Origin of the sequence: Wolbachia endosymbiont (group B) of Ischnura elegans (assembly GCF_947251585.1) — a bacterium.
Taxonomy (GTDB): domain Bacteria; phylum Pseudomonadota; class Alphaproteobacteria; order Rickettsiales; family Anaplasmataceae; genus Wolbachia.
The window spans coordinates 686,771-712,123 of record NZ_OX366371.1 but is presented as its reverse complement, the minus strand read 5'-3'; the positions used below and the strand labels follow the sequence as shown (position 1 = coordinate 712,123).

Here is a 25,353-nt window from a genome sequence, read left to right as displayed (position 1 = left end):
TTGCTAATCAGCACATACAAATGTAATATTAATTAATATTTATAAATAAAGCAATTCCATGGAAAGTAACTACAACGCTGATGCAATAAAAATCCTAAGAGGTCTTGATGCTGTAAGAAAGCGTCCAGGTATGTACATTGGTGATACTGATGATGGATCTGGTCTGCACCATATGGTGTACGAGGTTGTTGACAATGCGATAGATGAGTCTTTGGCTGGGTATTGCAGTAAGATTGAAGTTAGCATAAATGAAGATGGTTCAGTTTCTGTAACCGACAATGGTCGTGGCATTCCAACAGACATTCACCCAGAGGAAGGGATATCAGCAGCAGAAGTGATAATGACCCAATTACATGCAGGAGGTAAATTTGACAGCAATACCTATAAGGTTTCTGGAGGATTACATGGTGTTGGAATTTCAGTTGTTAATGCGTTATCGAGTTGGCTGGAATTAACCATATGGCGCAATAAGAAGGAATATTTCATACGCTTTGAAGATGGTGAGTCTGTTGAATCTTTAAAGGTAATTAATGAAAACAAAAATAAAAGAGGAACTAGAGTAACGTTTATGCCATCAACGGGGACTTTTAGTAGTATTGATTTTAGTTACTCCACTCTTGAGAGTCGCATCAGAGAATTGGCATTTTTAAACTCAAATATTGAGATCATTTTGTGTGATCTCCGTAATAAACCACATGTAAAGTCTCATTTTAACGATAGTAAAGAGTCTGAAGATAATTTTGGTACAGCTAATTTTGTACGGTACTTAGACAAGAATAAGACACATGTTACTAAAATTGCCAGCATTAGAGATAATGTAAAAGATCTAGGTACCAGTGTAGAAATATCAATGGAGTGGAATGATTCCTACTATGAGAATATGCTATGCTTCACAAATAATATAAGACAACGGGATGGTGGTACGCATTTGGCAGGGTTTAGATCTGCACTAACCAGATGTATCAATAACTATGCAAACAATGAAGGTTTTTTGAAGAAGGCAAAAGTGAATTTGACTGGAGAAGATGTTAGAGAAGGCTTAACTTGTGTTTTATCTCTCAAGATGCCTGATCCTAAATTTTCTTCACAGACAAAAGATAAATTGGTCAGTTCTGAAGCGCGGGCAGTTGTAGAGAGCATAGTTTTTGACAAGTTGAGTACAATACTTGAAACTGACCCCAAGTTAGCAGCAAGTATAGTAGAAAGAGCGATTAGGTCAGCAAAAGGAAGAGAAGCCGCAAGAAAAGCACGAGAGTTAGTTAAAAATAAAAACAATATTAATATTGCAACTCTACCTGGAAAGCTTGCCGATTGTCAGGAAAAAGTTCCTGAGTTATCGGAATTGTTTATAGTAGAGGGTAATTCCGCAGGTGGTACTGCAAAGCAGGGACGTAATCGTAAAACACAGGCGGTACTTGCTTTAAGAGGGAAAATTCTAAACGTAGAACGTGCAGGGCTGGATCGTATTTTTTCATCTGCAGAAATTGGCTCTCTGATCACGGCAATTGGAGCTGGAATAGGGAGTGAGCACTTCGATATTGAAAAAACTAGGTATCATAAAATTATCATTATGACAGACGCAGATGTTGATGGCTCGCATATAAGAACTTTGATTCTAACTTTCTTTTTTAGACATATGCGTGAAGTAATTGAAAAAGGATATTTATACATAGCGCAGCCACCACTCTATAAAGTTACAAAAAATGCTAAAGATACTTATATCAAAGATGATGAAACTTTTGAAGAGTATATAGTAAATTCAGCGATTAAAAAATTAACATTAAATGGTGTAGGCAAAGATTTGCGTTTCGTTTTGAATAAGTGCCTCAGTATTTCAAACATTAGCAAAAATTATGATAGGGAAATACCAAAAGATCTCTTAGAATCATTGCTAATTTTAAGCAAAAAGAATGCTCTATTGTCTGCTGATGAGATATTAAAATATTTAAAATTGATGTATAGTGAATATAATTGGGAAGTAGAAGTAAAAGATGAGGAAATTCACATTGCTAAATTGTTTCAAGGGTTAGCAGACAAATATGTATTCTCGCTTAGTATGCTTGAAAGTAAAGAAATACGGAATATATTGAGTTCTCTTGATAACATAATTGACTTATTTAATGGTGATTCATTTTTACAGTCACAAGAAACTGAAATAAAAATAAAGTCTCCAAGTGCACTCGCAAAAATAGTGATGGATTATGGTAAAAAAGGTTTAACTCTGCAGAGATTTAAAGGCCTTGGTGAAATGAATGCTGATCAGCTTTGGGAAACTACACTCAATCCAGAAACTAGAACTCTGCTAAAAGTTGAAATAAAAGATTGTGAAGAAGCAGATAGCATATTCTCGGTGCTAATGGGTGATATAGTTGAACCACGTCGTGACTTTATAAATAACAATGCACTTAACGTGCATGATGTTGATATTTGATTTTAGAAACGCTAAACCCTTATGGCTTAGCATTGTGTGCCAAACCGGCTATTTAAAACGTACTACTAACCAATCCATTTCAGAAATCTGAATTGATCTCGGTTGTATTCCCGTTTTCGATCATAAATATATAGATTTTCTGCCCTATTGTTGTTATAATTAATCCCTCGCTAAAATTGAATATTAATGAATGAATTGAGAAGGCTCACTATTACAGAGATGCATGATGGACTTAGGCGGGGGGATTTTTCTGCTGTTGAGCTTGTAGAGACGCATGTTAATGCAGTTGAAAATGAGCAACTAAATGCATTTGTAACAAAAACCCCAGAAATCGCGATAAAAGCTGCTAAAATAGCAGATGAATACTTCTTGAAACAAAAAGATAATATTTCACCACTTATGGGCATACCAGTTGGTGTTAAAGATTTATTCTGTACAAAAGGAATAAAAACAACAGCATGCTCAAAAATGCTGGAAAATTTCATCCCGACTTATGAATCTACGGTATCTAACTTGCTTTTAAAAAATGGAGCAGCCATGCTTGGTAAACTTAACATGGATGAGTTTGCTATGGGTTCTGCGAACACAAACAGCTATTTTGGTCCTGTTAAAAATGTATGGATTAGAAAAAGTGACGGAGAAAAAGTTGTTCCTGGTGGATCATCTGGTGGATCTGCAGCATCAGTTGCTGGGTTTTTATGTGCTGGAGCACTAGGAAGTGATACTGGTGGTTCTGTACGCCAACCAGCAGCTTATTGTGGAGTTGTTGGAATAAAGACAACTTATGGAAGGTGTTCGCGTTTTGGTATGATTGCGTTTGCAAGTTCTCTCGATCAAGCAGGAGTAATTACTCGTTCCGTTTCTGATTCAGCATTAATGCTTGAAATAATTTGTGGCTATGATGAAAAAGATTCAACATCGAGCAAAAGGACAGTGCCTAAATTTTCCAGTTTTATAAATGGTGATATTAAGGGTAAGCGCATTGGTATACCAAAAGAGTATAAGATGGATGGAATTTCAGATGAAATAGTTCATAATTGGGAAAAAATTGCTTCCTATTTAAAAGAAAACGGTGCTGAAGTTGTTGACATTACTCTGCCTCATACTAAATATGCGATACCGGTTTACTATCTAATTTGTTCTGCTGAAACTTCATCTAACCTTGCTCGCTATGATGGTGTACGTTACGGATTCAGGGTTGATGCTGATACCCTTGAAGAAATGTATTCGCTAACAAGAGCAGAAGGTTTTGGTAAAGAAGTGAAAAGGAGAATTTTAATTGGTGCTTATGCGCTTTCTTCAGGTCATTACAATGAGTATTATGAAAAAGCACAGTGCATTAGGGCATTAATTAGAAATGATTTTATAAAAGCGTTTGAAAAAATAGATTACATACTTGTGCCATCTGCTCCAACAGAAGCTTTTGGCTTAAATGAAAAGCCAGACCCGCTAATTATGTGCATCAATGATGTGTTTACCGTGCCGGCAAGCTTAGCGGGATTACCTGCTATTTCTGTTCCTGTTGGACTTTCCAATGAAGGCTTACCACTTGCTTTGCAAGTAATTGGAAATTATTACGATGAAGCTGGAATATTAAATATGGCAAGTGTGATAGAGCAAAATTGTGGCAGAATAGTTAATTCCCTTACGTAATATGTTTTCTTATAGTAACTATAGCATTATGATTATTTTGGCTATAGGAAACAAGAGCTTGATTTTTATAGCTAAATAACAGACCATCAAAGGCACACATAAATATCTACAATGAAAGAAAAAACTTTCACAATCATTGATGGTTATGGTTTTCTTTTCAGGGCTTACTATGTCTTACATCATTTAACTACCACAGCTGGTATTCCAGTAGGTGCTGTGTACGGTTTTCTTAATATGGTTCTGAAGTATATTTCCCATTCGGACTACTTAACTATAGCACTTGATTCTGGCAAAAAAAATTTCAGGCACAGTTTATATTCTGAGTATAAAGCAAACAGAGTAACGCCTCCTGAGGATCTAATTCCACAATTTACAATACTGAGAGAAGCGGTAGAAGCTTTTAACTTCAGCTATGAAGAGATTGAAGGCTATGAAGCAGATGACATAATTGCAACACTAGCTGCAAAATATGCCAACCACGAAGACTTTAAAGTAGTAGTAGTCTCATCAGATAAAGACTTATTTCAACTTTTGAATTACAACATTCTAATATTTGATCCTATTAAAAATATATACATAGATGAAAAACAAGTGATAGAAAAATTTGGTGTAAATTCAAATAAGCTTCTTGATTTATTTTCTCTAACTGGAGATGCATCTGATAACATTCCAGGCGTTCCAGGAATAGGCCCAAAAACTGCAGCTAAATTGCTGGATAAATTTGATTCGTTGGATAACATTATAGAAAACATCAATAACATTGAGCAAACAAGAGTTCGTAATATTCTTACTGAGCATAAGGAAAAAGCACTAATTTCAAGAGAACTTTTGTCACTATGCAAAAAAGTAGATCTTCAACATGATATTGTAAAATATGAAGTCCATCCTCCAAATATGGAAAAATTGTTATCCTTTTTGAAGAAATATGAATTTAATTCATTGATAGGAAAAGTAGAAAAGCTCTTTTCTTATAGTGGATCTAGCACAAAAGAGAAAATAGAATATAGTAGTGAAGAATTAGAAAAATTTTTGGAGCATTGCAGATATGAAGGTAAAATTGCAATTCATTGCCACTTTGAAAACAATAGATTGAACAAAATCTCCTTATCTTGTAGTGAGGATAATATTTTCTACATAGATCAAAGCTGCCTACAAGATGCACTTACTATAATAAATTCAACTTTATTTTCAAATGGGGTGCTTAAAATAGTACATGATATTAGAAAGATCAGAGAAATATTTCCTACAATAGAGAGAGTGCTAGACTCAATTGATGACCTGATGATCATGTCATACAGCCTTGACACAGGTAAGCATGATCACAGCATTCCAAACATAATTGCACACAATTTAAGTAAAAATGTAGAAACTTTCTCGGCAAAAATTTTAATAGCGATCCATGAGAAACTGACACAAAGATTATTTCAGGAAAAACTTTTTACGATTTACGAGCGCTTTGATAGACCTCTCATGAAAGTAATATTTGATATGGAGCAAAATGGAATACTGCTCAATATTCAAAAACTACAGGAATTGTCTGATAAGTTTGAGCAGCTAATTGCTGTACTTGAAAACGATATACATAATTTAGCAGGAGAAAAATTCAACATTGCATCGCCAAAACAATTAAGTGATGTTTTGTTTAATAAAATGGAGCTAAGTAAAAAGAAAAAGTCAAAATCTGGGTCTTATAGCACAAACTCTGAAGTTCTAGAGGCACTTGAAGAGGAGGGGACAGAAATCGCAGGTAAAATTTTAAGTTGGCGACATTCAAGTAAATTAAAGGGTACCTATACTGACGCGTTAATAAAACAGGTTGATCCGCTTGATGGTAGGATACATACAAGCTTTTCAATCACTGTGACTGCAACTGGAAGGCTGAGCTCTAGCAATCCTAATTTACAAAATATTCCTATCAGAAGCGAAGAAGGTAGTCTTATCAGGCAAGCCTTTATTGTGCCAAAAGGTTGCAAGATAATTTCTGCTGACTATTCACAAATAGAATTAAAAATCCTGGCACACGTTGCAAATGTTACCGCATTTAAAGAAGCTTTTGCAAACAGGCAAGATATTCATGATATCACTGCAAGACAAGTTTTTGGAGTGCAAGAAATAGATGAGCAATTAAGACGCAAAGCAAAAACCATTAATTTTGGCATTATATATGGCATTAGTCCATTTGGCCTTGCAAAGCGACTTGGCATTACCTTTCAAGAGGCTGCTGAATACATTAATTACTATTTTTCTTGTTACCCAGAAATAAAGGTCTATATGGAAAAAGCAGTATCTATCGCGAGAAATCATGGTTATGTAGAGACTTTGTTTGGTAGAAGATGTTTTGTAAGAGACATCAACAATAAAATTCCTTATCTAAGACAATTTGCAGAAAGGGCAGCAATAAATGCACCACTGCAGGGAACTGCTGCTGATATAATAAAACGCGCGATGATTCGGCTTTTTGATCAGTTAAAGTCAGGTAAAATAATCCTCCAGGTTCATGATGAATTACTTGTAGAAGTGGAAGAGAGCAGAGTGCAAGAAACAGCAAAACTTATGAAAGATATAATGGAAAATGCAGTAGAAATTTCTATACCACTTGAAGTAGAAATAAAAATTAGCGACAACTGGGGCTTTTCTTAATTATACCGTAGACCCTAAGAACCTGTCTTGAAAGGACTTAAGTGGTATCTGTTCAGATGCATGGCTAATGTGTAAATATTGAAGCAAAAGTAATGTCATCCCAGTGCTTGACACTGGGATCCAAATTGCTCACAAGCAACCTAATCATAGATATTAAAAGCAACGCTTTCAATGAGACTACAAAAGGCTGGATTCCAGTGTCAAGCACTGGAATGACACCTTATTGTTGTAAATTCACTTTTACCTTATTTTGCCACACCCCTGAACGGATGCCTTGAGTGGTTAATTTCGTAAGTATAATAGTAGTCATATTAAAGAGTTCTTGAAGTAAGGAGAGTACACTCATACGTCAAGCAAACAACATTTACCTAAAATCTGTGACATTAGCAGCTTTCTTGCCCCGTTTTCAGTAAACAGTGATTTTTCTATATATTAGAAAAATTTTTATTTTAATTAGCGTTAAACAGTAGGCGCCTATTGGTTTTTAGCTAAAGTAAAGGTCAAATATCTGGAATTCTGGACATAAAATCCCCCTGTGTAAAAAAAAAGATTAGAAAAAGTAACCGTTCACGGATTGTGAGAATGAATTAAAGAACTAAGCAGTGACAGCTACTAGATTCTGTAGCTTTTGAAAGGGGTTCTGGCCATTTAGACGTGATGTCAAAAATATCGACAACATTCTTTCCACGAATCTTTCTCCACGTTCTGACCAGGTGAAAAAGCTGTTTTTACGATAAATTACGTACCGTCTAATTTGCCGTTCTGCAAGGTTATTAGTTGTTTCTATCACTTCAGGTTTTCTTAAAAACTTCCACATCATATCCTCAGATCGTAACATCTTAGCGGCCATTCTTGAAGCTTGAGTGCTATTTGCAACCCTCGTCATTTTACGTAAAAAATGTTTTACCCTTTTCCGAATTTTTCGCACCAGTCGATAAAATCTCAAATTATCTATCAAATTTTGTTTTTTTGCCTTATCTACTACAAACACCTTATTGCTGAGCGATTTTAGTGCTTGGCCAATTTTGCTCACTTCAACATTTTTACTATGGGCAAATCTCTCAAAATCTCTTGCCAGATGTGCCCAACATATCTGTCTATTTTCACGATTGAAGTAATTGTATACAGCGTATCTATCGCTCACAACTATACCATCATATTCTGGCAGTAAACTCTTCAACACCTTCTTACCACGAGACTCGCTTACCTTCAGAAGTGTCAACGCTTTGTTTGTTATTACCCAACTCCAGCCTCTCTTTCCTTGATTTCTGTGCCCTGTTTCGTCTATATGCAAATACTCGCTTCCTTGCAACTCTTCCTTCATTTTCTCATATTCAGATGCACACTTCTTCGATACCCTGCGTTCAGTATTTGAGACTAAACCAAGGCTTATATTTAGATTAAAAATACTGCCCAAAATTTGCTGTACCTCTCTTTTTGAGTTAATAAAAAAGCCGCTAAGGCTGCTTATAACTGTTTTAGCATTGGGTCCTAGAAAATCTCTTGCAACACCTTCGGGTAAATTTGCTGTAATTCTTTTATTACATACTCTTATATGTTAAAAACAAGTCTTTATAAATGTCACGAAATGGCGGTATAAAGACACGCAGAGAGGAGGAACCGTACATACTCTTGGTCATAAGGACCGTTTTGCAGCAAGGTTCTCCTCTCTGGTTTATTATACTGAAAGTGTAACCGTTCACGCAATGGCGTCAACTTAAGAGCCTTCATTAGCAGACTCTCCTAAAGACATGATGGCGTTTAGGCTTATCAACTTTGTCCATTCACGGTATAAGAAAGTAGTTTACAAAAATTGCATAATTAGTATAAAAAACAATAAACTAGATAGATGAGGGGTTGATGATAGAGGTGCTACAAGAAAAGATTGTGGTATTGGAGTCAGAAGTTGGTACTCTGAAAGCAGAGAATGATAAGTTAAGGACAAAAATAATTGAGCTAGAGGATAAGCTGGGTTTAAATTCAAAAAATTCATCGCTGCCACCATCGCAAGATGTATATCGCAAAAAGACAAAAAAGAAGAGCGATAAAAAACCAGGCGGGCAGCCAGGACATGAAGCGCACAAGCGGGAATTGATGGTAGCAGATGAGGTGGTAAAATGTTCAATTGATACAATTTGCATGTGTGGAAGCCAAGTTATTTTAGAAGAAGAAACTGTGCATCAAAAGGTTGAATTGCCAAAAATTAAACCGATAGTGACTGAATATAGGCTACAAAAAGGCTACTGTAAGGCGTGTAAGAAAAGGATCTCAGCTAGTCTGCCTGAAGGTGTGACAAGGGATCTTTTAGGAGCTAATGCAAAAGCAGTAATTAGCAGTTTTAGTGGATTTTTTATCAATTCAAAAAGGGAAGTACAGCAAATTTTGAGCAGCATATTTAATCTGAATATAAGCCTAGGTTTGGTATCAAAGACCGAGGGTAGAGTATCAGAAAAATGTATATCTGAATACGAAAAAATAAGAGAAGAGCTACGGAAAAGCAAGTATTTACATATAGATGAAACAAGCCATAGGAACCAGGGAAAGAAAGGTTGGAGTTGGGTAGTAACGAATAAAACAGCAACACTTATGAAGTTAGTTGGATCTCGCGGAAAGAAGATATTAAAAGGGCTATTGCCAGAGTATGATGGAATAGTTATAAGCGATAGGTATGCTGCGTATAATTACTTTAATCGTGAAAACAGACAGATATGCTGGGCCCATTTAGCAAGGGACTTTGAAAGGTTTTTTTACAGTAAAAATGTTGAAGTGAGCAGAATTGGCGCAGCATTAAAATCGCTGAGCAACAGGGTATTTGTGGTAGATAGAGCACGTAAACAAAACCTGATAGACAATTTAAGATTTTTCCGGTTAATGAGGAAGATTCGAAAAAGGGTGAAACATTTTTTGCGAGAGATAACAAGGGTTGCAAAAGGAACTCAGGCCTCGAGAATGGCTGCCAATATACTACGTTCTGAAGATATGATGTGGAGATTCGTGCGCAATCCTGATCTGATCGAGACAACCAATAACCTTGCAGAACGTCAGGCTAGACGGTACGTCATTTATCGTAAAAATAGTTTTTTCACTTGGTCAGAACGTGGAGAAAAGTTCATTGAAAGAATGCTTTCGATATTTTTGACTGCACGTTTGAATGATCAGAATCCTGTCCAGAAACTACAGAATTTAGTCGCTATTCCTGCCTAATTGGGAATATTCCGTGAACGGTTACTCATAAGGACCGTTTTGCAGCAAGGTTCTCCTCTCTGGTTTATTATACTGAAAGTTCCGAACAACTGGTTGAGCTTTTAGGCTCGTATATAAGGGTGGAAAATGCAGTATACACATTATTTATGGAGGGATTATGAATTTATCAAATATTATTACTGGCATTGATATTAGCAAAAATAAACTAGATATCCATATTCATCCACTTGGACATCATAAAGTATTTGAAAATAACGTTCAAACTATTGATCAAATAATCGACTTTTTGCGTTTACATAACGTAACCAAAGTTCGACTTGAAGCAACTGGTGGGTACGAAAAATTATGTGCTTATACTTTATTAAGCCATGGTTTTGAAGTATATGTCATTCAACCAAGATGGGTGAGAGATTATGCAAAAAGCCTTGGTATTGCTACTAAAACTGATAAAATAGACTGTAGCATCATCTCACGTTATGTTAGTAATACAGACATGCGTGTCACTCCTTTAAAAGTTAGTAGTATTGACTGTTTGAAGCAAAAATTATCTCGCAGGAATCAACTAGTAGAAATAGCAAAAATACAAAAAACCCAAGCTCATCAAGTAACCGATTTATCTATAATCAAACAAATGGAAGAGCTACTTGCAGTTTTACAAAATCAAATTCAAGTCTTAGAAGATGAGGTAATGGAATTAGTCGATAAAAATCAAGAGCTTAAAAAAAAGTACATGTCAATAACTAGTATACCTGGTGTAGGTGCAATAACAGCTATTACTTTTATTTGTTATCTACCCGAGCTTGGAACTCTCCAACATAAAGAAATATCCAGCCTTTCCGGAGTTGCACCTTTTAATCGAGATAGTGGTTTTAGTAAGGGAAAAAGGTGTATTCAGGGTGGTAGATCACAAATTAGAAAGGTTTTACATATGTGCATTCTTAGTGCGCAAAGGTACAATTCTTATATAAAAATCTTCTTTGATAGGCTATACAATCAATATAAAAAACCATATAAAGTTACCTCTACTGCTGCAATGAGAAAATTACTTATCCTTGCTAACTCTTTAGTAAGAGACGGTAGACTGTTTACTGAGGAGTATAGCCCTAAAACTGCTTCTATATAGCAATAGCATAGCTGTGAATAAGTACGCCCACACAAATTTTAAGTACTTATTCACAGCTACATCAATTTTTCTATTGACTTTTAACACAACTGCTACAATGTCCTCTTTGCAACCTGTACTCAGTTACAATTGGCTTAATTTCTGGCAACTCTGCCTTCTGATGAATAATTTCATCTTCTAAAGTAATCTTACCTCCACACATACAAATTGTATCAATTGTGCATCTCACTACCTCGTCTGCAGCCATTAATTCACGCTTATGCACCTTATGTCCTGGCTGACCTCCTGGTTTTTTATCACTTTTCTTTTTTGCTTTCTTACGATATATATCTCGTGATGGTGGCAGCGATGAGAATTTTGCGAATTTAAGCCCAATTTGTCTTCTAATTCAACTATTTTTGCTTTCAAGCTATCATTTTCTCTGATCAGTGCTTTTATTTCTTCCTTGAGATTAGCCTTTTCTGCTACAACCTTTTCTTGCAGCACTGTTGTCATTTACCCATTCCATATTTAGATTCCTATCTCTTTACACTTTTATACTTACTTTGTAAACCACCTTATCTCCGTGAACGGTTACTAATTTTTGGCCTTATTGTACTTACATCAATAATTTATTATCACATTTAATATTACGCATTAAAATTAACTCATCTCTTTCAAAGGCTCTATATTAAAAATCGAAAGTCCAGAAGCAATGACGTGTGCTAAGGCTTGGACGAGAAACATTCTTGCAGCGGTGAAATTTAAGTTATTCTCCAGTATAAACCGCATATTTAAATCACTTTTGCCATATCCCCATAAAACGTGAAACGCTTCTGCAACTTCAAGTAAGTAGAAAGTGATTCTATGTGGCTCACAAAGCCTTGCAGATATTTCTACCACATCTGGCCACTTTGCTAAGGTTTTTATGAGGAATAGCTCCCCATCTGTCTTTAAAAGTGAAGGGTCTGCTGTTGGGAGCTCTTTTGGAGCATTACGCATTAACGAATGAGCACGGGCGTGCGCATATTGCACATAAAAAATAGGGTTGTCTTTTGACTGTTCTTTAACTTTAGCAAAATCAAAGTCCAAGACCATATCATTCTTGCGTGTTAACATTATAAAACGAGTTATATCCCTGCCAACCTCTTCCACTACATCCCTAGCTGTAAGAAAATTTCCTGATCTTTTCGACATCTTAACAGGTTTGCCATTTTCGAAGAAATTCACAATATTATGCAGTTTTACCTCTATCTTTGCTTGATCATCACTGAGCGCAGAGACAACTGCTCTAAGCCTTTTAATATAACCGCCATGGTCACTGCCGAGCTCTACGATCATATTGTTAAAACCACGTGATATCTTATCAAAATGGTAAGCAATATCCGATGCAAAATAAGTCCAGCTACCATCCTCTTTTTTTAGTGCGCGGTCAACATCATCACCAAATGTTGTAGAGCGAAATAACATTTCTTTTCTGGAAGTCCAACTTTCACTTTCTTTGCCTTTTGGTTTCTCCAAGTATCCTTCATACACAAGACCCTTATCAGATAATATCTTTATACTCTCTTCGATTTTGCCATTTTTTTGTAGCTCATACTCTGAAGTAAAAATATCATGATTGACTCCAAGCAAGCTCATGTCCTCCTTTATAAGTTCTAAGATAGAACTTAAAGTATATTCTCTAATTACTCGATTATCTTCCTCTTCTCTAAGCTCCTTGCCATATTTTTTAGCTAGCCCCTCCCCTATTGGTTTTAAATATTCACCTGGGTATAAACCTTTTTCGATGCTAATTTTTTCTCCCAGAGCTTCCTTATACCGCAAATATACTGACTTTATTAGTGTATCTATCTGCGCTCCAGCATCATTAATATAGTATTCCTTAGTAACTTTATAACCAACTTTTTTCAATAAATTTGCCAAAACGTCACCAAATACTGCCCCTCTTGCATGACCAATATGTAGTGGCCCAGTTGGATTTGCAGATACAAATTCAACATTGATGGCCTGATTGTTTCCAATGTTGAGAGTGCCAAACTCCGTTTTTAGCTCATTTATTTGCTTTAAAATCCCATGCCATACTTCCATTTTCAAGTGCATATTGATGAACCCAGGACCTGCTATTTCCACTTTTGCAACTTCATCAAAAGATTTAAATTCTTCTGCTAAGATCCCTGCAATCTCAACTGGATTCTTTTTTTCATGCTTTGCAAGCACCATAGCAACATTTGTGTAAATATCTCCATGCGCTCTATTGCTCGGAGGCTCTACAATAAAGTTTGTTGCATTCGTACTTATAACACCCCTTTGCTTCAACTTATTTAATTTGCTGGAAATTAGAGAGGAAACCTGCTTGAAAATGTTCATTTATTATACTGCTAAAATCTATAGCAGTATAGTTGATAAATGGAAGGAGTTGAAGGGTTATCTTAACTATTTTACCTTCATTTTCTCTTTTGCTTTAACAGGCTGATGTAACACTTGATAGATTAAACTTAGACAGCAACTTTTCGTATATCATAGCATTATACTCTGAAACCATAAACTTAGATCAACATTAATTCAGAATAACCAAAGTCAAAAAACTCCGGATACCATATAATTCCAGGTAGTTCTATTTCCCAATCCCAAGTTGTATTCAGCATTACTGTGTTGCCATCGTCGCAAGTATTAAACCATGCTACGTCATGATTACTACAACATGAATCATAACAATCGTTGAAACACAAATTATAATAATACTTGCAGCATGGGTGTAGTTTACACTCATCTACGGTAGGTTTTACCTTATTTCCTTCATCTATAGGAGGTTTTACTTTATTTCCTTCATCTACAGGAGGTTTTACCTTATTTCCTTCATCTATAGGAGGTTTTACTTTATTTCCTTCATCTATAGGAGGTTTTACTTTATTTACTTCATCTACAGGAGGTTTTACTTTATTTACTTCATCTACAGGAGGTTTTACTTTATTTACTTCATCTACAGGAGGTTTTACTTTATTTACTTCATCTATAGGAGGTTTTACTTTATTTATTTCACCTCCAGTAGGTTCTTCTCCTCCAGTAGGTTCTTCTCCTCCAGTAGGTTCTTCTCCTCCAGTAGGTTCTTCTCCTCCAGTAGGTTCTTCTCCTCCAGTAGGTTCTTCTCCTCCAGTAGGTTCTTCTCCTCCAGTAGGTTCTTCTCCTCCATATTGAACAGCATTCGTTAGATTATCAGTAACACTAGTATATGTTTTATTATCATACTGGTTATTAAGATTATACTTTAACATAGAAATCTCCCATACAATTAGAGTTATATATAAAATTATTAATAGAACAAGGTAAAAAATTACACGCCGAATTAGTTATTAATCAAGCTCTAAATCTATAGATATAAGGGCATAATACATACCCCATATCCATAGTATAAATTGTTATGTTATTACCATATCACATCAGTGCTATACCTATCGTCGCATTATGCTTTCAGCACATAGTATCCCTACACGTCCTTCACACCTTTTACACCCTCACTAAGTTTTATCGCCTTCAAAATAAATCGTTGTGCTCTGGAGCTAATTTTGCAGCTGTATCAGTTCCTATCCCAGTTCTTGTTCCCCAACCACAACATGGTACATTTAACACTACTGTGTTACCAGAATCGTGAGCATGATACCATGATGCTGTTGTACCATGACCATAACCGTGATTACTACCGTAGCATGGGTCATAACCATGTTTACAATGTGAGTTATAATCATAGTGGTATGGAGTACAATGATGCTTGAAAAACGGGTCTTGACTGTGACATAAACGAGTAGTATGACAATGCTCATCTTTATCAGGAATGCATATTGATTTACAGCCTGGAAAAGAAGTTTTGGTATTATGAGAACAAACGTTTTTTGGAGATGAAGTGTGATAGTGAGTCATAAATATCCTTTAAAAAATAACTATTAGACTATTATAGGATAAAATAATTAATAAATTTATAATCTTAATACTAAGATTGATATATTTAAAATTTCCTTTCCAGCCGTTATACAAGTATAGCTCTTTTCATAATAGTCCAAACGAGGTAAAATAAGGTTTTATAGTAGTGAAGGTAAGGATGCCAGCAGCATATAGTTATAAAAAAAGCAATGGAAGCACTAGAAGAAGGAGAAAGCAGGGAAACGGTGGCAGCAAGATTTAAAATTGGAAGAACTACGTTATGGGAGTGGCAGCAAAGAAGAAAAGAAACAGGAGATTTTCAGTCAAAAAAACTTGGAAATGGAGGTTATAATCACAAAATTACTGACTGGAATAAATTTACTGAATTTGCTAAAAAATATGGTGGTATCGGAAATGGCTAAGCTTTGGAGCAATGTTAGTATCCCAACGATCCATCGAGCTCTTAAAAAAATTGGACTCACACGCAAAAAAAGACATATAGATACAAAGAAAGAAACGAAGAAAAACGCGCTGAATTTTTGAAAATTATAGCAACAAAAGAACCTCAAAACTTAGTTTATATAGATGAGTCTGGCATTGATAACACCGAGTTATGGATATTGCCAGAAGGGACAGAGGTTTTATGCTCTAAAATCTGGTAAAAAAATTCAACGAATCAGTATGATTGCAGCCTTAAACGGCAGAAAAATAGTTGTTCCGTTAACATTTGAAGGCCACTGTAATATGGATATCTTTAATAAATGGTTTGAGCAGTTTTTGACACCGATTTTGAAACCTGGACAAACTGTTATCCTTGATAATGCTACTTTTCATAAGTCTAATAAGATTTGCTAAAGGAGTTGGCGCAGAAATTTTATATCTACCGCCTTATTCTCCCGATTTTAACAAAATTGAGCATCATTGGTTTGCTATAAAAAACAGAGCTAGGAAAAACATCCCTCTATTCACATCTTTTCGTCATGCTGTTGATTCCGCTTTTCTATAAGCTTTTCGGACTATTATGAAAAGAGCTATAGTATATCCAATCCAGGAATTTTGGTAAAATCTATACCAGTTACTCGATATAATTCTTCATGCAAAGCAAAGTTTGGTTTACTTTTTCTGTGCTTATTTTTCTCTTCACCTAACTTTTTACTCTCATCAGACTTTGTCTAAAATGTTTTATAATATTCTTAAATGCTCCTGTCACATTCTGCTACTTTTTCCTGATAAATATTATATAGCTCAAATTCTTGCTTTAATGTAAATAGGTGTTCTTTTCTATAGTTTCCTGCTAATGCTTTTGCAATAACAGATTTATCACTTTTTATTCGTCCATCTCTTAGTTCAGCCAATTTTTCAGGATTATTCTCACCATCTATTATTGCTTTAATAATTTGCATTCCAGTTACACCAGTTGTATCGCTTATAACTTTATGTAGTTGAATATTCATTTGTGTTAGCGCTTTTTGCATACGCAAAGTATGTGTAGAAGCATTTTCAATTAAATTTTTACGTTGCCGAACATAACTACGCAATACACACATTTGATCATCTGGCCTAAATGACCCTTGGAGTAACCCGTAACTGTGTAGTTGTTGAATCCATTTGCACATCTGATTTTCTCCCAGGTACATTTTTAACATGTTTTGCGTTTACCAGTTTTACTTCAAATCCGTGTGATTCAAGTACTTGAAACAAAGGAATCCAGTACACTCCTATTGACTCCATGGCTACTGTATTAACTTTACATTTTTTCAACCATTTTGCTATGTTGTAGAGATCTTACGTAAAGCAGCTAAATTTTTGTATACGTTGTTCATCGCTTCCTTCGGGTACACATACATAATGTACAGCCTAGCCAACATCGATTCCTGCTGCATTAGATCTCTAATTTACTTTTGAACTTTGCCATTTTTAATCTCCATTATATAATAATCCATAATTGAGAAGTGCTTAAGCTTGGGACGGTTGAGTTATACATTCTTCTAATCGAGGTAGCCCAAAAGGCTCAATCAGTGGTTCGACCGTTCCTCCAAAGCCACGCTGTCCTACGGGCACTTAAGGCACCATTGCACAGTTCGGCTATAACTGCAAAAAGCTCTTCTCTACAAAATTATACATAAAATTTGCTATACACTCAGCTAGGAAGTTTCTTTTTGGTTTGACAGGTTTTATCTGTCCGGCGCTGTCCAGTATGATAGGGGTTTTTAGGTCAATTCGGCGGATGCTATATACCATGCTGCTATAAAACCTAAATAAATCTTTCTGAATTCGACTTTGTTCTACATTATGAATGGCAGAATTGTTAGTATTATAAAGCCTTTCTGGATGTGGTTCATTTAAGATATTATATCCAACAATGGCAGGATGGTCCTTAAGTTCTCTTGCAAGATCTTGCCAAAATTTTGCTGCTTGTTTTTGAAAAGCTTGATCTGACCATAAACGTAAATCATCTTTATCGTTATTATTTTGCTCCCATCTAGATCCAGGTAAGCTAAGCATCGTTAACACTACTGGTATTTTTTGTTGATGAAAAGCATCTAAAACATCTTTCAGAACTTTCAGGTCTTTGGAAATCAGGCCCGGATAATTGTCTGCATTGCCTAAGAGGAAGTCACGTTGCGTAGTTTCAAATTTGTCAGGAGCAAGAAGAATAAAACCAATTTTGTATTCCTTTGCTGCTTTGATTAAGTCACTATCAACTTTTCTATTGAAAACATTTGCTCCCTTTCTAACTCCAGTTTGCCAAAAGAGCATTTTGCTGTTCTCCGGTATGGCTTTGTTGCATAGCTAGTGTTGGTTGAGGTTATTGTAAGGAGAAAAGCTTATGGTTACTAACGCATTTTGTTGTAAAATAGGCATTTTTCAAACAAGTATAACTTATGCCACAAAAAATGAGAGTAAGTAACCAAAGAGAATATAATGAGTTTCTAAAAAAAAGAGGAAATGTTTTTCATTTTGTTAATCAAGCCATAGAAAATTGGTATGAAAATAGTCCAAAAGTTGCAGGTGGCAATAACACTTATAGTGATAAAGTTGTAATTTTAATACACATAATAGTTCATCTTTTTAGAATTGGCTTGAGACAAGCTGTAGGTTTTGTAAAAGGTTATATGGTACAAATAGGCAAAAAACTTAAGATTATCAGCTATACACAAGCTTCCAGAAGATTTAAAAAGCTTAATTTGAAGATTGATGACCATAGAAGCAATAAAGATGATCTGGAAAATGTTGAAATTGCCGTAGATAGCACTAGAGTTAGTATCTACAATAATAACGGTGGGCATAGTAAGCTTAATATTCGAAAAAGAAAATACAGTGGTTATGGTCAAGTAAGAAAATTACATGTTATTTTAAACATAAATGATAAGAAAGCAATAAGCATGAACTACACTAGTGGTGTTGCTGTAGACTATTTGCCGGTCTGCGATATGTTAGAAGAAGTCAGTGATAAATATAACATTTGTTCTATTCGAGCAGATGCGGCTTATGATATAAAAAGTGTGTATAAAGAATGCAGAAAATACAATATTGTGCCTATTATTCGCCCTAGGAAGGATACTAAAATTTGTTTAGCTGACTACTTATCAGAAAGAAACAAGTATATTAGTAGAATTAGGTCATATGAGAATTATGAAGATGGTATTAATGAATGGAAGAAAAAAGTTAAGTATGGAGCACGGTCTTATATTGAAGTCTTTTTCTATAGGTTGAAGCAAATATTTGGGTTTGGCTTGAAAAATAAATCAGAGGTAAATCGTGAAAAAGAGCTGTTAATTAAGTGCTACTTACTGAACAAATTTACTGATATTGGTATGGCTAAATTTAAATTAGCTGCGTAAGTTCATTGTGATTTACATGCCTATCAGTGCTATGCAACAAAGCCATCCGGTATTGACTTAGCACTCACATTACAGAAAACTATAGAATACAAAACAGCTGTAATTAGAAGAAAAATTTTCACTTATATAATTTTGCTATAATGGTAAGTAACCTAACAGACAAGATCCCGTTTGTAAAGATGCATGGTACTGGCAATAGTTTTGTTATCATAGACTCACGTTCAGCAAATAATTTAGACTGGAATTATAGACAAATTGCTGATCAAGGCAGTTGTGATCAAGTGATAATTATAACAATGTCTAATGCTGCAAACTGCTTTATGCATATCTACAATGCTGACGGTAGTCGAGCTGAAATGTGTGGAAACGCAGCACGCTGTGTTGGATATTTGATAATGTTAGAAAAAGGTACTGAATATATCACTATTGAGCTGATAAATAATCGTATCTTAGAATGTTTTAAAGTAGGTGATAAATCAATAAAGGTCAATATGGGTAAACCACTGCTTAAATGGAATGAAATTCCTCTTTCTTGTGAATGCGATCCCCTTTATCTACCTATAGAGCTTGAAATGCTGAAAGAGCCAGTTGCAGTAAATATTGGTAACCCTCATATAGTTTTTTTTGTTGATAACATAAGCGAAATACCATTGCAGAATTTAGGACCAAAGCTAGAAAATCACGAATTATTTCCTCAGAAAACAAATGTTAGTATTGCACAAATAGAAAAATCTGGAGAAATAAACTTAAGAGTTTGGGAAAGAGGAACAGGTATTACTGCTTCATGTGGTAGTGCGGCTTGTGCAGTATTTGTTGCATCTATACTTCGTAAGTGTTTGGCTACTAAACAAACTTCAGTGCATTTACCAGGAGGTCAGTTATTGATTGAGTGGTCAAAAAATATACTGATGACTGGGGATATAGGGTTTTTATGACCTAGGCTAGGCACTGACACTCATTACTTCTAACACCTTTTTACCAATCACAGCAGGGGTTTCTGCAATCGCAATCCCAGCACTGCGCATAACCTCTAACTTTGCACCAGCACTTCCGCCACTAGAGGAGATAATAGCCCCAGCGTGCCCCATACGTCTTCCTGGAGGTGCTGTTTGACCTGCTACAAAACCAACGATTGGCTTTTTAGTTTTTTCTGTTTTCACAAAATGTGATACATCCTCTTCTTCGTTTCCACCTATTTCACCAATAACTACAATACCATGAGTATCGTCATCTTTTAAAAAGAGCTCCATACAGTCAACAAACGTCATACCATGAACAGGATCCCCTCCAATTCCTATACATGTTGACTGACCAAGACCAACAGCGGTTGTTTGTGCTACCGCTTCATAAGTTAAAGTTCCAGAACGAGACATAATTCCTATATGTCCACGTCTGTGAATATGTCCTGGCATAATTCCTATTTTGCATTCTTCGGGTGTAATAACCCCTGGACAGTTTGGGCCAATCAATCGACTGTTTGAACCAGCGAGAGCGTGCTTTACCTTTACCATGTCAAGTATAGGAATGCCCTCTGTGATGCAAACTATTAATTCTATCTCTGCATCTATTGCCTCAAGTATTGCATCAGCTGCAAATTTAGCAGGTACATATATCACAGTAGCATTCACATCAGTTTTTTCTTTAGCTTCTGCTACGGTATTAAAAACTGGTAAATTAAGGTGAGTGCTTCCACCCTTGCTAGGAGTTACACCGCCAACCATTTTGGTTCCATAGCTAATTGCTTGTTCTGAATGAAATGTACCTTGTGCACCAGTAAAGCCCTGGCATATTAATCTTGTATCTTTATTTACTAAAACAGACATACTCTACTTCACCTCTTGTACTATTTTCTGTGCAGCCTCGTCAAGTTCGTCTGCAGCAATAATATTTAGCCCTGACTCTTCTAAAATTCTTTTTCCTTCTTTAAAGTTAGTGCCTGATAATCTAACCACTAAAGGGACCTTAATATCTATTTCTTTTGCAGCTTCAACTATTCCATTTGCAATGATATCACAACGCATTATACCGCCAAATATATTAACCAAAATTCCTTGTACATTACTATCAGATAATATAATTTTAAATGCTTCAGTGACAGTTTCCTTACTTGCTCCACCACCAACATCTAGAAAGTTAGCAGGCTCTGCTCCATAGTACTTTATTATATCCATTGTTGCCATAGCAAGACCTGCACCGTTCACCATGCAACCAATATTGCCATCCATTTTGATGTAACTAAGTCCATGTTTTGAAGCTTCTATCTCTTCTTTAACTTCTTCATCATAATCACGAAGCTGCACGATTTCTGGATGACGATATAAAGCGTTGTCATCAAAATTAATTTTAGCATCAAGTGCAACAAAATCCCCGGAATTTGTTTCAACTAGTGGGTTAATTTCTATTTGGCTTGCATCAGTTGTAATAAACGCATCATATATATTTTTTGCAATATTTGTTATTCTTTCTATTTGTTCTGAATTCAAATTAAAATTATTGGCAAGTTTACTGTTATCAAGATTTGTAAAACCAGTAGCAGGGTCAATATCAAATTTCACAATTTTTGTAGGAGAATTTTTTGCCACTTCTTCAATATCCATTCCACCTTCTGAGGAAAATATAAATACTAACCTACTGAGCTTTGGATCAACTACTAGACTCAAATAGTACTCTTTTTTAATGCTTGAACCTTCCTCAATGTATACTCTTCTTACCTGCTGTCCACTAGGCCCTGTTTGATGAGTAACTAAAGTTATGCCAAGCATGTCCTTTACAAGTTGTTGAGCTTCTTTAGTTGACTTTGCTAGCTTTACGCCACCAGCCTTACCCCTACCACCTGCATGAATCTGAGCTTTAACCACAAACACGTCAGATTTTAGTTGATTTATTTGAGTTTCTACTCCTTCTGCAGATGTAGCAACAAAACCCTTTGGTAACGGGACATTAAACTTGTGTAAAATTTCCTTTGCTTGATATTCATGAATATTCATAAGATAACTAATTATTAACCTTAGTAAAAACTACCAACCATAACGCTGTCTTCTGCATTCTTGCTGATACCTCTTTTTCCTTGCTTCAGCTTTTTTTTTAGCTGTTTTCTCTGATTTCTTTTCGTGATATTTTTTTTTCATTTTGAGCCCTCTTCCTTCCTTTTGAATTATTTTTCTCAACACTGGAAGAGCTCTATCTACATCACCATAATGGACTGATACTTCAATCAAACTCTATACCTCCTTCGGTAATCACTTCAAAATCCATTTATAAATTAGAAAATTAACATTGTCAATTATTTTATAAACTTGAGCGATAGAATATGATATGCAGTGATTTATATGAAAAAAGCTTCATTCTGCTGTCAATCATTTACTTGCTGATAAAAATTGCTTTTAGGTTACAGTGCTCTTGTAATTTTTCTAATCTCGGGGCGGAGAGATTTGAACTCCCGACCCTTTGGTCCCAAACCAAATGCGCTACCAGGCTGCGCTACGCCCCGACTTCTTTACTAAGAGTATCGATAGTTCGGAAAAATGCAAGTTTCATTTATTTCTTTTAGGAAAAATATAATGCAGATTTCTTTATATAGAGTGTCAAGTTGCACTAGCCATATTAAAAAATCTAGCTATACCAATTGGTGAAGGTTAATGCAGCAACTACAGCAGTATCAACTCTCAAAATTCTTTTTCCTAGACTCAGTTTCTGACAAAATTTATTGGCAGAATCAAGTTCGTAAGATGAAAAACCACCTTCGGGGCCAACAATAATAGCAACGTTTTTCTTGCCTTTTAGAACTTTATTAGGAGGTTGTCCTTCACCTGTTTCATCACACAAAACAAAATTTTTATTCTGGGAATCGAATAATTCACAAAAATTAATAGGAAGAAAAATCTGTGGTATACTTGTCCTACCGGATTGTTCCGCAGCTTCAATTGCCTGTAATTTCGCTCTACTTAGGTTAATGTTTTTTACTACTGTACGTTCTGTTGAAATAAATTGAATGCAGGTTACTCCCATTTCAGTTGCTTGTCTTACTATGTTGCTTAAGGCGCCGCTTTTTACCAGAGCACAATACAAATATAGATTTTTTTCATGTTGTTGTTGTTTAGTGCGTTCTTTTATTATAATTTTTGTCGATTTACTTGATATATTCACTACTTCTCCTAACCATTCTCCATCCTTTCCATTAAAAAGATAGATGTTATCATGCTTCTTAAGCCGCATTACATTGTAAATATAGTGACTTTGTCGTGGATGAAGAGCCAAACTTACATTTTGTGATAAAGCTTCTTCAACATAAAGCCTAATTTTTTTCATTCAAAACTTTAGTTATTTGCATTCTGTTTGAGTGACTCTTACGGGATTTGAACCCGTGTTACCACCGTGAAAGGGTGGTGTCCTAACCACTAGACGAAAGAGTCGACTTGAATCTAACTGAGTTATATCGATTATACATATAAAGTCAATTCAATTATTTTGAATCACACAGTTAGAGTGATATATCAGTGATTTTATATCGACAGCCTCCTATTACCCCATGTTCAATGCTTACTGAACCTATCTCAGATTTAGGAGCTTTAGATCCTAAATCTAATTTTTGTTCAACTTTTGTATCTGAATCATAGCCAGAATCGTATCCAGAATCTCTACGCTCAAAATTTTGCCTTATTTCTTTTACGTTAAAGCCAGCCTTGGTCTTGATTTGCTGACTCGCTGGCTTATTAGCACTTTGCTCATTTAGTTTTACTTGCAAATTATTCACTTTATCCTGCACTAATCCATGATAAGTCCCAGAATTATCTTTTATATGTTTTGCTTGTCTTTCTGATCTCTTTTTCGATAAATCTACTTTAGCATAAATAGGCTCTGGTTGCTCTTTATGATTTAAGCTAGTGGGCTTTTTTTGCTCTGAGAAATCATCTACATCTTCATAAATAGGTTCTCCTGATATACTAGAATAACCACTATCTTTCAATGATAAATTTTCAGTAGATCTTTTATGCAAATCATATACTTCAGCATAAATGGATTCTTCCGATACGCTCAACTCTTCTAATGAGTTACTAACCTTAGCGTCATATACCTCATCATAAATGGGCTCTTTTAAAAGTAAAATATCATCATGCTCAAAAATTCTAGGAGGTTTTTTAGGTGAGTTGGCCTTAAATTTTAGCTCTACTTCCTCTTTAAGCTTGTCACAACTTTCCGTTTGTTTCAAAATCTCCAATATTTCTTTTCTTTCTTTTTTTATTAGCTCACCAAGCACTAAACAACATTTTTCTTTACGATCTTTGAGACTGTCCTTATCTCCGTACTGCATAGCTTCTGATGCTATTTTGTATTGAAGGATTACATTTCCTATACTATTATTTATTTCATTAATATTTGCTCCAGCACTAATAAGTAACGTCATTACATTATGATCAAGATTTGTTACTGCATACTCTAAAGCTCGATTTAAAGTTTGATCATTATTCAAGTTAAATGACCCCTTGTTCCTAAAAGGATTAATTCTAGAAAAGAGTTTTTCAAAGCTGTTTACTATATTATGAAGACTTAAAGCTAGCCTCACGCCTCTTATATTGCTATTTCTAGAGGATTTAATTAAAAAACTATCTACTATACCCATGATTGTACCCCTCTATATAAAAGCTCACCATTGTGGTACAATTTTAAACTATAACGATTTATTTTATATTAATAACCGCTTTTCACACCCACTTGACAAGAGGCGGCATCGACATCATAATTGCATCGGGGTTACCATTAGTCATTAAACCAAACCTTGTACCACGATCATAAAGAAGATTGAACTCCACATATCTGCCACGTTTTATCAATTGTTCTTCTCGTTGTTCTTTTGTCCAAGATTTTTGCATATGTTTGTGTATGATGTGTAAGTAAATTTCTAAAAAGGCTTCACCTACTGCTTTTGTGAACTCAAAATCATTTTTCCAGTTGCCAGAAGTTAGATTGTCATAAAAAATTCCACCAATACCACGTGGCTCTTTTCTATGTTGTAAAAAAAAGTAATCATCACATTGCTTTTTAAATTTCGGATAATATTCGATGTTGAACTCATCGCAAGTTGCTTTAATTGATTCGTGAATATACTTGCAATCTCCCTCATCTTTATAAATTGGAGTAAAGTCCATTCCTCCACCAAACCATTGTTTTGAGGTATATATCAGCCTTGTGTTCATATGTGCTGCAGGGATAAGGGGAGATTGCATGTGAGACACTAAAGATATACCGCTTGCCCAAAACTCTCCATTGCTTTCACTTGCACCAGGAATTTCATTAATGGCTGAGTCTGCGAGCTTTCCGTATACTCTTGAAACGTTTACTCCAACTTTTTCAAAAATATTACCAAAGATAATTGTAGATTCACCACTTCCTCCACCTGGTCGGTTCCACTTTCTTTTTTCGATTTTTGGTTCTGTGAATGACTGTAACTCAATTGATAAGAAAGATTCGGTGATCTTGTTTCTCAGTGCGCAGAACCATTCAAATGCTTGTGTCTTTTGTTTTTCCATAATGCCTTCTGTTGGCTTATTAATATTATTCTA

The 25,353-nt window shown here is 35.3% G+C and carries 20 protein-coding genes, 2 tRNA genes and 2 pseudogenes; 8 read left to right on the top strand and 16 right to left on the bottom strand.

The genetic code is table 11. From position 1 onward, the window contains the following. Window positions 1-58: 58 nt before the first annotated feature. The 3 genes from gyrB to polA all read left to right on the top strand — a co-directional run bounded on the left by gyrB (window position 59) and on the right by polA (window position 6,724). Entirely contained in the window at window positions 59-2,431 is a 2,373-nt protein-coding gene (gene gyrB / locus OPR58_RS03665; protein WP_265023023.1) for a DNA topoisomerase (ATP-hydrolyzing) subunit B, read from the top strand. Window positions 2,432-2,617: 186 nt separating this feature from the next. Beyond that, on the top strand, window positions 2,618-4,084 hold the full coding sequence (gene gatA / locus OPR58_RS03660) for an Asp-tRNA(Asn)/Glu-tRNA(Gln) amidotransferase subunit GatA (RefSeq protein WP_265023022.1): 1,467 nt from the start codon (window positions 2,618-2,620) through the stop codon (window positions 4,082-4,084). Window positions 4,085-4,195: 111 nt separating this feature from the next. Further along, on the top strand, window positions 4,196-6,724 hold the full coding sequence (gene polA / locus OPR58_RS03655) for a DNA polymerase I (protein WP_010404431.1): 2,529 nt from the start codon (window positions 4,196-4,198) through the stop codon (window positions 6,722-6,724). 595 nt (window positions 6,725-7,319) lie between these two features. On the opposite strand, the gene tnpC (OPR58_RS03650) is transcribed toward polA, so the two are convergent. Continuing rightward, complete coding sequence (gene tnpC / locus OPR58_RS03650) at window positions 7,320-8,258, bottom strand: IS66 family transposase (protein WP_265023147.1); 939 nt, start codon at window positions 8,256-8,258, stop codon at window positions 7,320-7,322. 326 nt (window positions 8,259-8,584) lie between these two features. Between tnpC (OPR58_RS03650) and tnpC (OPR58_RS03645) the strand changes: the two genes are divergently transcribed. Next, on the top strand, window positions 8,585-9,928 hold the full coding sequence (gene tnpC / locus OPR58_RS03645; RefSeq protein ID WP_265022247.1) for an IS66 family transposase: 1,344 nt from the start codon (window positions 8,585-8,587) through the stop codon (window positions 9,926-9,928). Window positions 9,929-10,085: 157 nt separating this feature from the next. Further along, the gene (locus OPR58_RS03640; RefSeq protein ID WP_265022959.1) at window positions 10,086-11,051 is read left to right on the top strand and encodes an IS110 family RNA-guided transposase; all 966 of its coding nucleotides are present in this window, start codon (window positions 10,086-10,088) and stop codon (window positions 11,049-11,051) included. Window positions 11,052-11,121: 70 nt separating this feature from the next. On the opposite strand, the gene OPR58_RS03635 is transcribed toward OPR58_RS03640, so the two are convergent. From OPR58_RS03635 to OPR58_RS03615, 5 genes are all read right to left on the bottom strand, one after another. Further along, window positions 11,122-11,298: an IS66 family transposase zinc-finger binding domain-containing protein gene (locus tag OPR58_RS03635; protein WP_406846499.1), complete on the bottom strand. Its 177-nt coding sequence runs from the start codon at window positions 11,296-11,298 to the stop codon at window positions 11,122-11,124. Further along, the gene (locus OPR58_RS03630) at window positions 11,298-11,546 is read right to left on the bottom strand and encodes a DUF6444 domain-containing protein (RefSeq protein ID WP_265022250.1); all 249 of its coding nucleotides are present in this window, start codon (window positions 11,544-11,546) and stop codon (window positions 11,298-11,300) included. Before OPR58_RS03630 ends, OPR58_RS03635 begins: the two co-directional genes overlap by 1 nt. A 147-nt stretch (window positions 11,547-11,693) precedes the next feature. After that, complete coding sequence (gene argS, locus OPR58_RS03625) at window positions 11,694-13,400, bottom strand: arginine--tRNA ligase (RefSeq protein WP_265023021.1); 1,707 nt, start codon at window positions 13,398-13,400, stop codon at window positions 11,694-11,696. Between the two features lie 179 nt (window positions 13,401-13,579). After that, window positions 13,580-14,305: a hypothetical protein gene (locus tag OPR58_RS03620; protein WP_265023020.1), complete on the bottom strand. Its 726-nt coding sequence runs from the start codon at window positions 14,303-14,305 to the stop codon at window positions 13,580-13,582. 259 nt (window positions 14,306-14,564) lie between these two features. After that, window positions 14,565-14,948 (bottom strand): hypothetical protein, encoded by a 384-nt coding sequence (locus tag OPR58_RS03615; RefSeq protein WP_265023019.1) that lies wholly within the window; start codon window positions 14,946-14,948, stop codon window positions 14,565-14,567. Between the two features lie 178 nt (window positions 14,949-15,126). Here OPR58_RS03615 and OPR58_RS03610 point away from each other — a divergent pair. Then, a pseudogene (locus OPR58_RS03610) lies at window positions 15,127-15,954 on the top strand (IS630 family transposase). Window positions 15,955-15,982: 28 nt separating this feature from the next. On the opposite strand, the pseudogene OPR58_RS03605 reads toward OPR58_RS03610, so the two are convergent. Then, window positions 15,983-16,863 (bottom strand): annotated as a pseudogene (locus tag OPR58_RS03605) (IS110 family RNA-guided transposase); the annotation flags it as partial. A 170-nt stretch (window positions 16,864-17,033) separates the two neighbouring features. Beyond that, window positions 17,034-17,708 carry a glycoside hydrolase family 5 protein gene (locus tag OPR58_RS03600; RefSeq protein ID WP_265023018.1) on the bottom strand — a complete coding sequence of 225 codons (675 nt, stop codon included), beginning with the start codon at window positions 17,706-17,708 and terminating at the stop codon, window positions 17,034-17,036. A gap of 125 nt (window positions 17,709-17,833) precedes the next feature. Here OPR58_RS03600 and OPR58_RS03595 point away from each other — a divergent pair, with 125 nt between their 5' ends. Both OPR58_RS03595 and dapF read left to right on the top strand, forming a co-directional pair. Beyond that, on the top strand, window positions 17,834-18,793 hold the full coding sequence (locus OPR58_RS03595; RefSeq protein WP_265022212.1) for an IS5 family transposase: 960 nt from the start codon (window positions 17,834-17,836) through the stop codon (window positions 18,791-18,793). 140 nt (window positions 18,794-18,933) lie between these two features. Continuing rightward, on the top strand, window positions 18,934-19,728 hold the full coding sequence (gene dapF / locus OPR58_RS03590; protein ID WP_265023017.1) for a diaminopimelate epimerase: 795 nt from the start codon (window positions 18,934-18,936) through the stop codon (window positions 19,726-19,728). 6 nt (window positions 19,729-19,734) lie between these two features. Here dapF and sucD read toward each other — a convergent pair whose 3' ends face one another. The 8 genes from sucD to hemF all read right to left on the bottom strand — a co-directional run bounded on the left by sucD (window position 19,735) and on the right by hemF (window position 25,320). Further along, window positions 19,735-20,616 carry a succinate--CoA ligase subunit alpha gene (gene sucD / locus OPR58_RS03585; RefSeq protein ID WP_064085491.1) on the bottom strand — a complete coding sequence of 294 codons (882 nt, stop codon included), beginning with the start codon at window positions 20,614-20,616 and terminating at the stop codon, window positions 19,735-19,737. 3 nt (window positions 20,617-20,619) lie between these two features. After that, entirely contained in the window at window positions 20,620-21,780 is a 1,161-nt protein-coding gene (sucC, locus tag OPR58_RS03580; RefSeq protein ID WP_265023016.1) for an ADP-forming succinate--CoA ligase subunit beta, read from the bottom strand. 30 nt (window positions 21,781-21,810) lie between these two features. Beyond that, the gene (gene rpsU / locus OPR58_RS03575; RefSeq protein WP_007302350.1) at window positions 21,811-22,011 is read right to left on the bottom strand and encodes a 30S ribosomal protein S21; all 201 of its coding nucleotides are present in this window, start codon (window positions 22,009-22,011) and stop codon (window positions 21,811-21,813) included. A gap of 198 nt (window positions 22,012-22,209) precedes the next feature. Further along, window positions 22,210-22,283 (bottom strand) — tRNA-Pro (locus OPR58_RS03570). A gap of 122 nt (window positions 22,284-22,405) precedes the next feature. Continuing rightward, window positions 22,406-23,101 (bottom strand): 16S rRNA (uracil(1498)-N(3))-methyltransferase, encoded by a 696-nt coding sequence (locus OPR58_RS03565; protein WP_265023015.1) that lies wholly within the window; start codon window positions 23,099-23,101, stop codon window positions 22,406-22,408. A 32-nt stretch (window positions 23,102-23,133) separates the two neighbouring features. Next, a tRNA-Glu gene (locus OPR58_RS03560) sits at window positions 23,134-23,205 on the bottom strand. A gap of 68 nt (window positions 23,206-23,273) precedes the next feature. Further along, entirely contained in the window at window positions 23,274-24,413 is a 1,140-nt protein-coding gene (locus OPR58_RS03555) for a hypothetical protein (protein ID WP_265023014.1), read from the bottom strand. An 82-nt stretch (window positions 24,414-24,495) separates the two neighbouring features. Next, complete coding sequence (hemF, locus tag OPR58_RS03550) at window positions 24,496-25,320, bottom strand: oxygen-dependent coproporphyrinogen oxidase (RefSeq protein WP_010403993.1); 825 nt, start codon at window positions 25,318-25,320, stop codon at window positions 24,496-24,498. Between the last annotated feature and the right edge of the window lie 33 nt (window positions 25,321-25,353).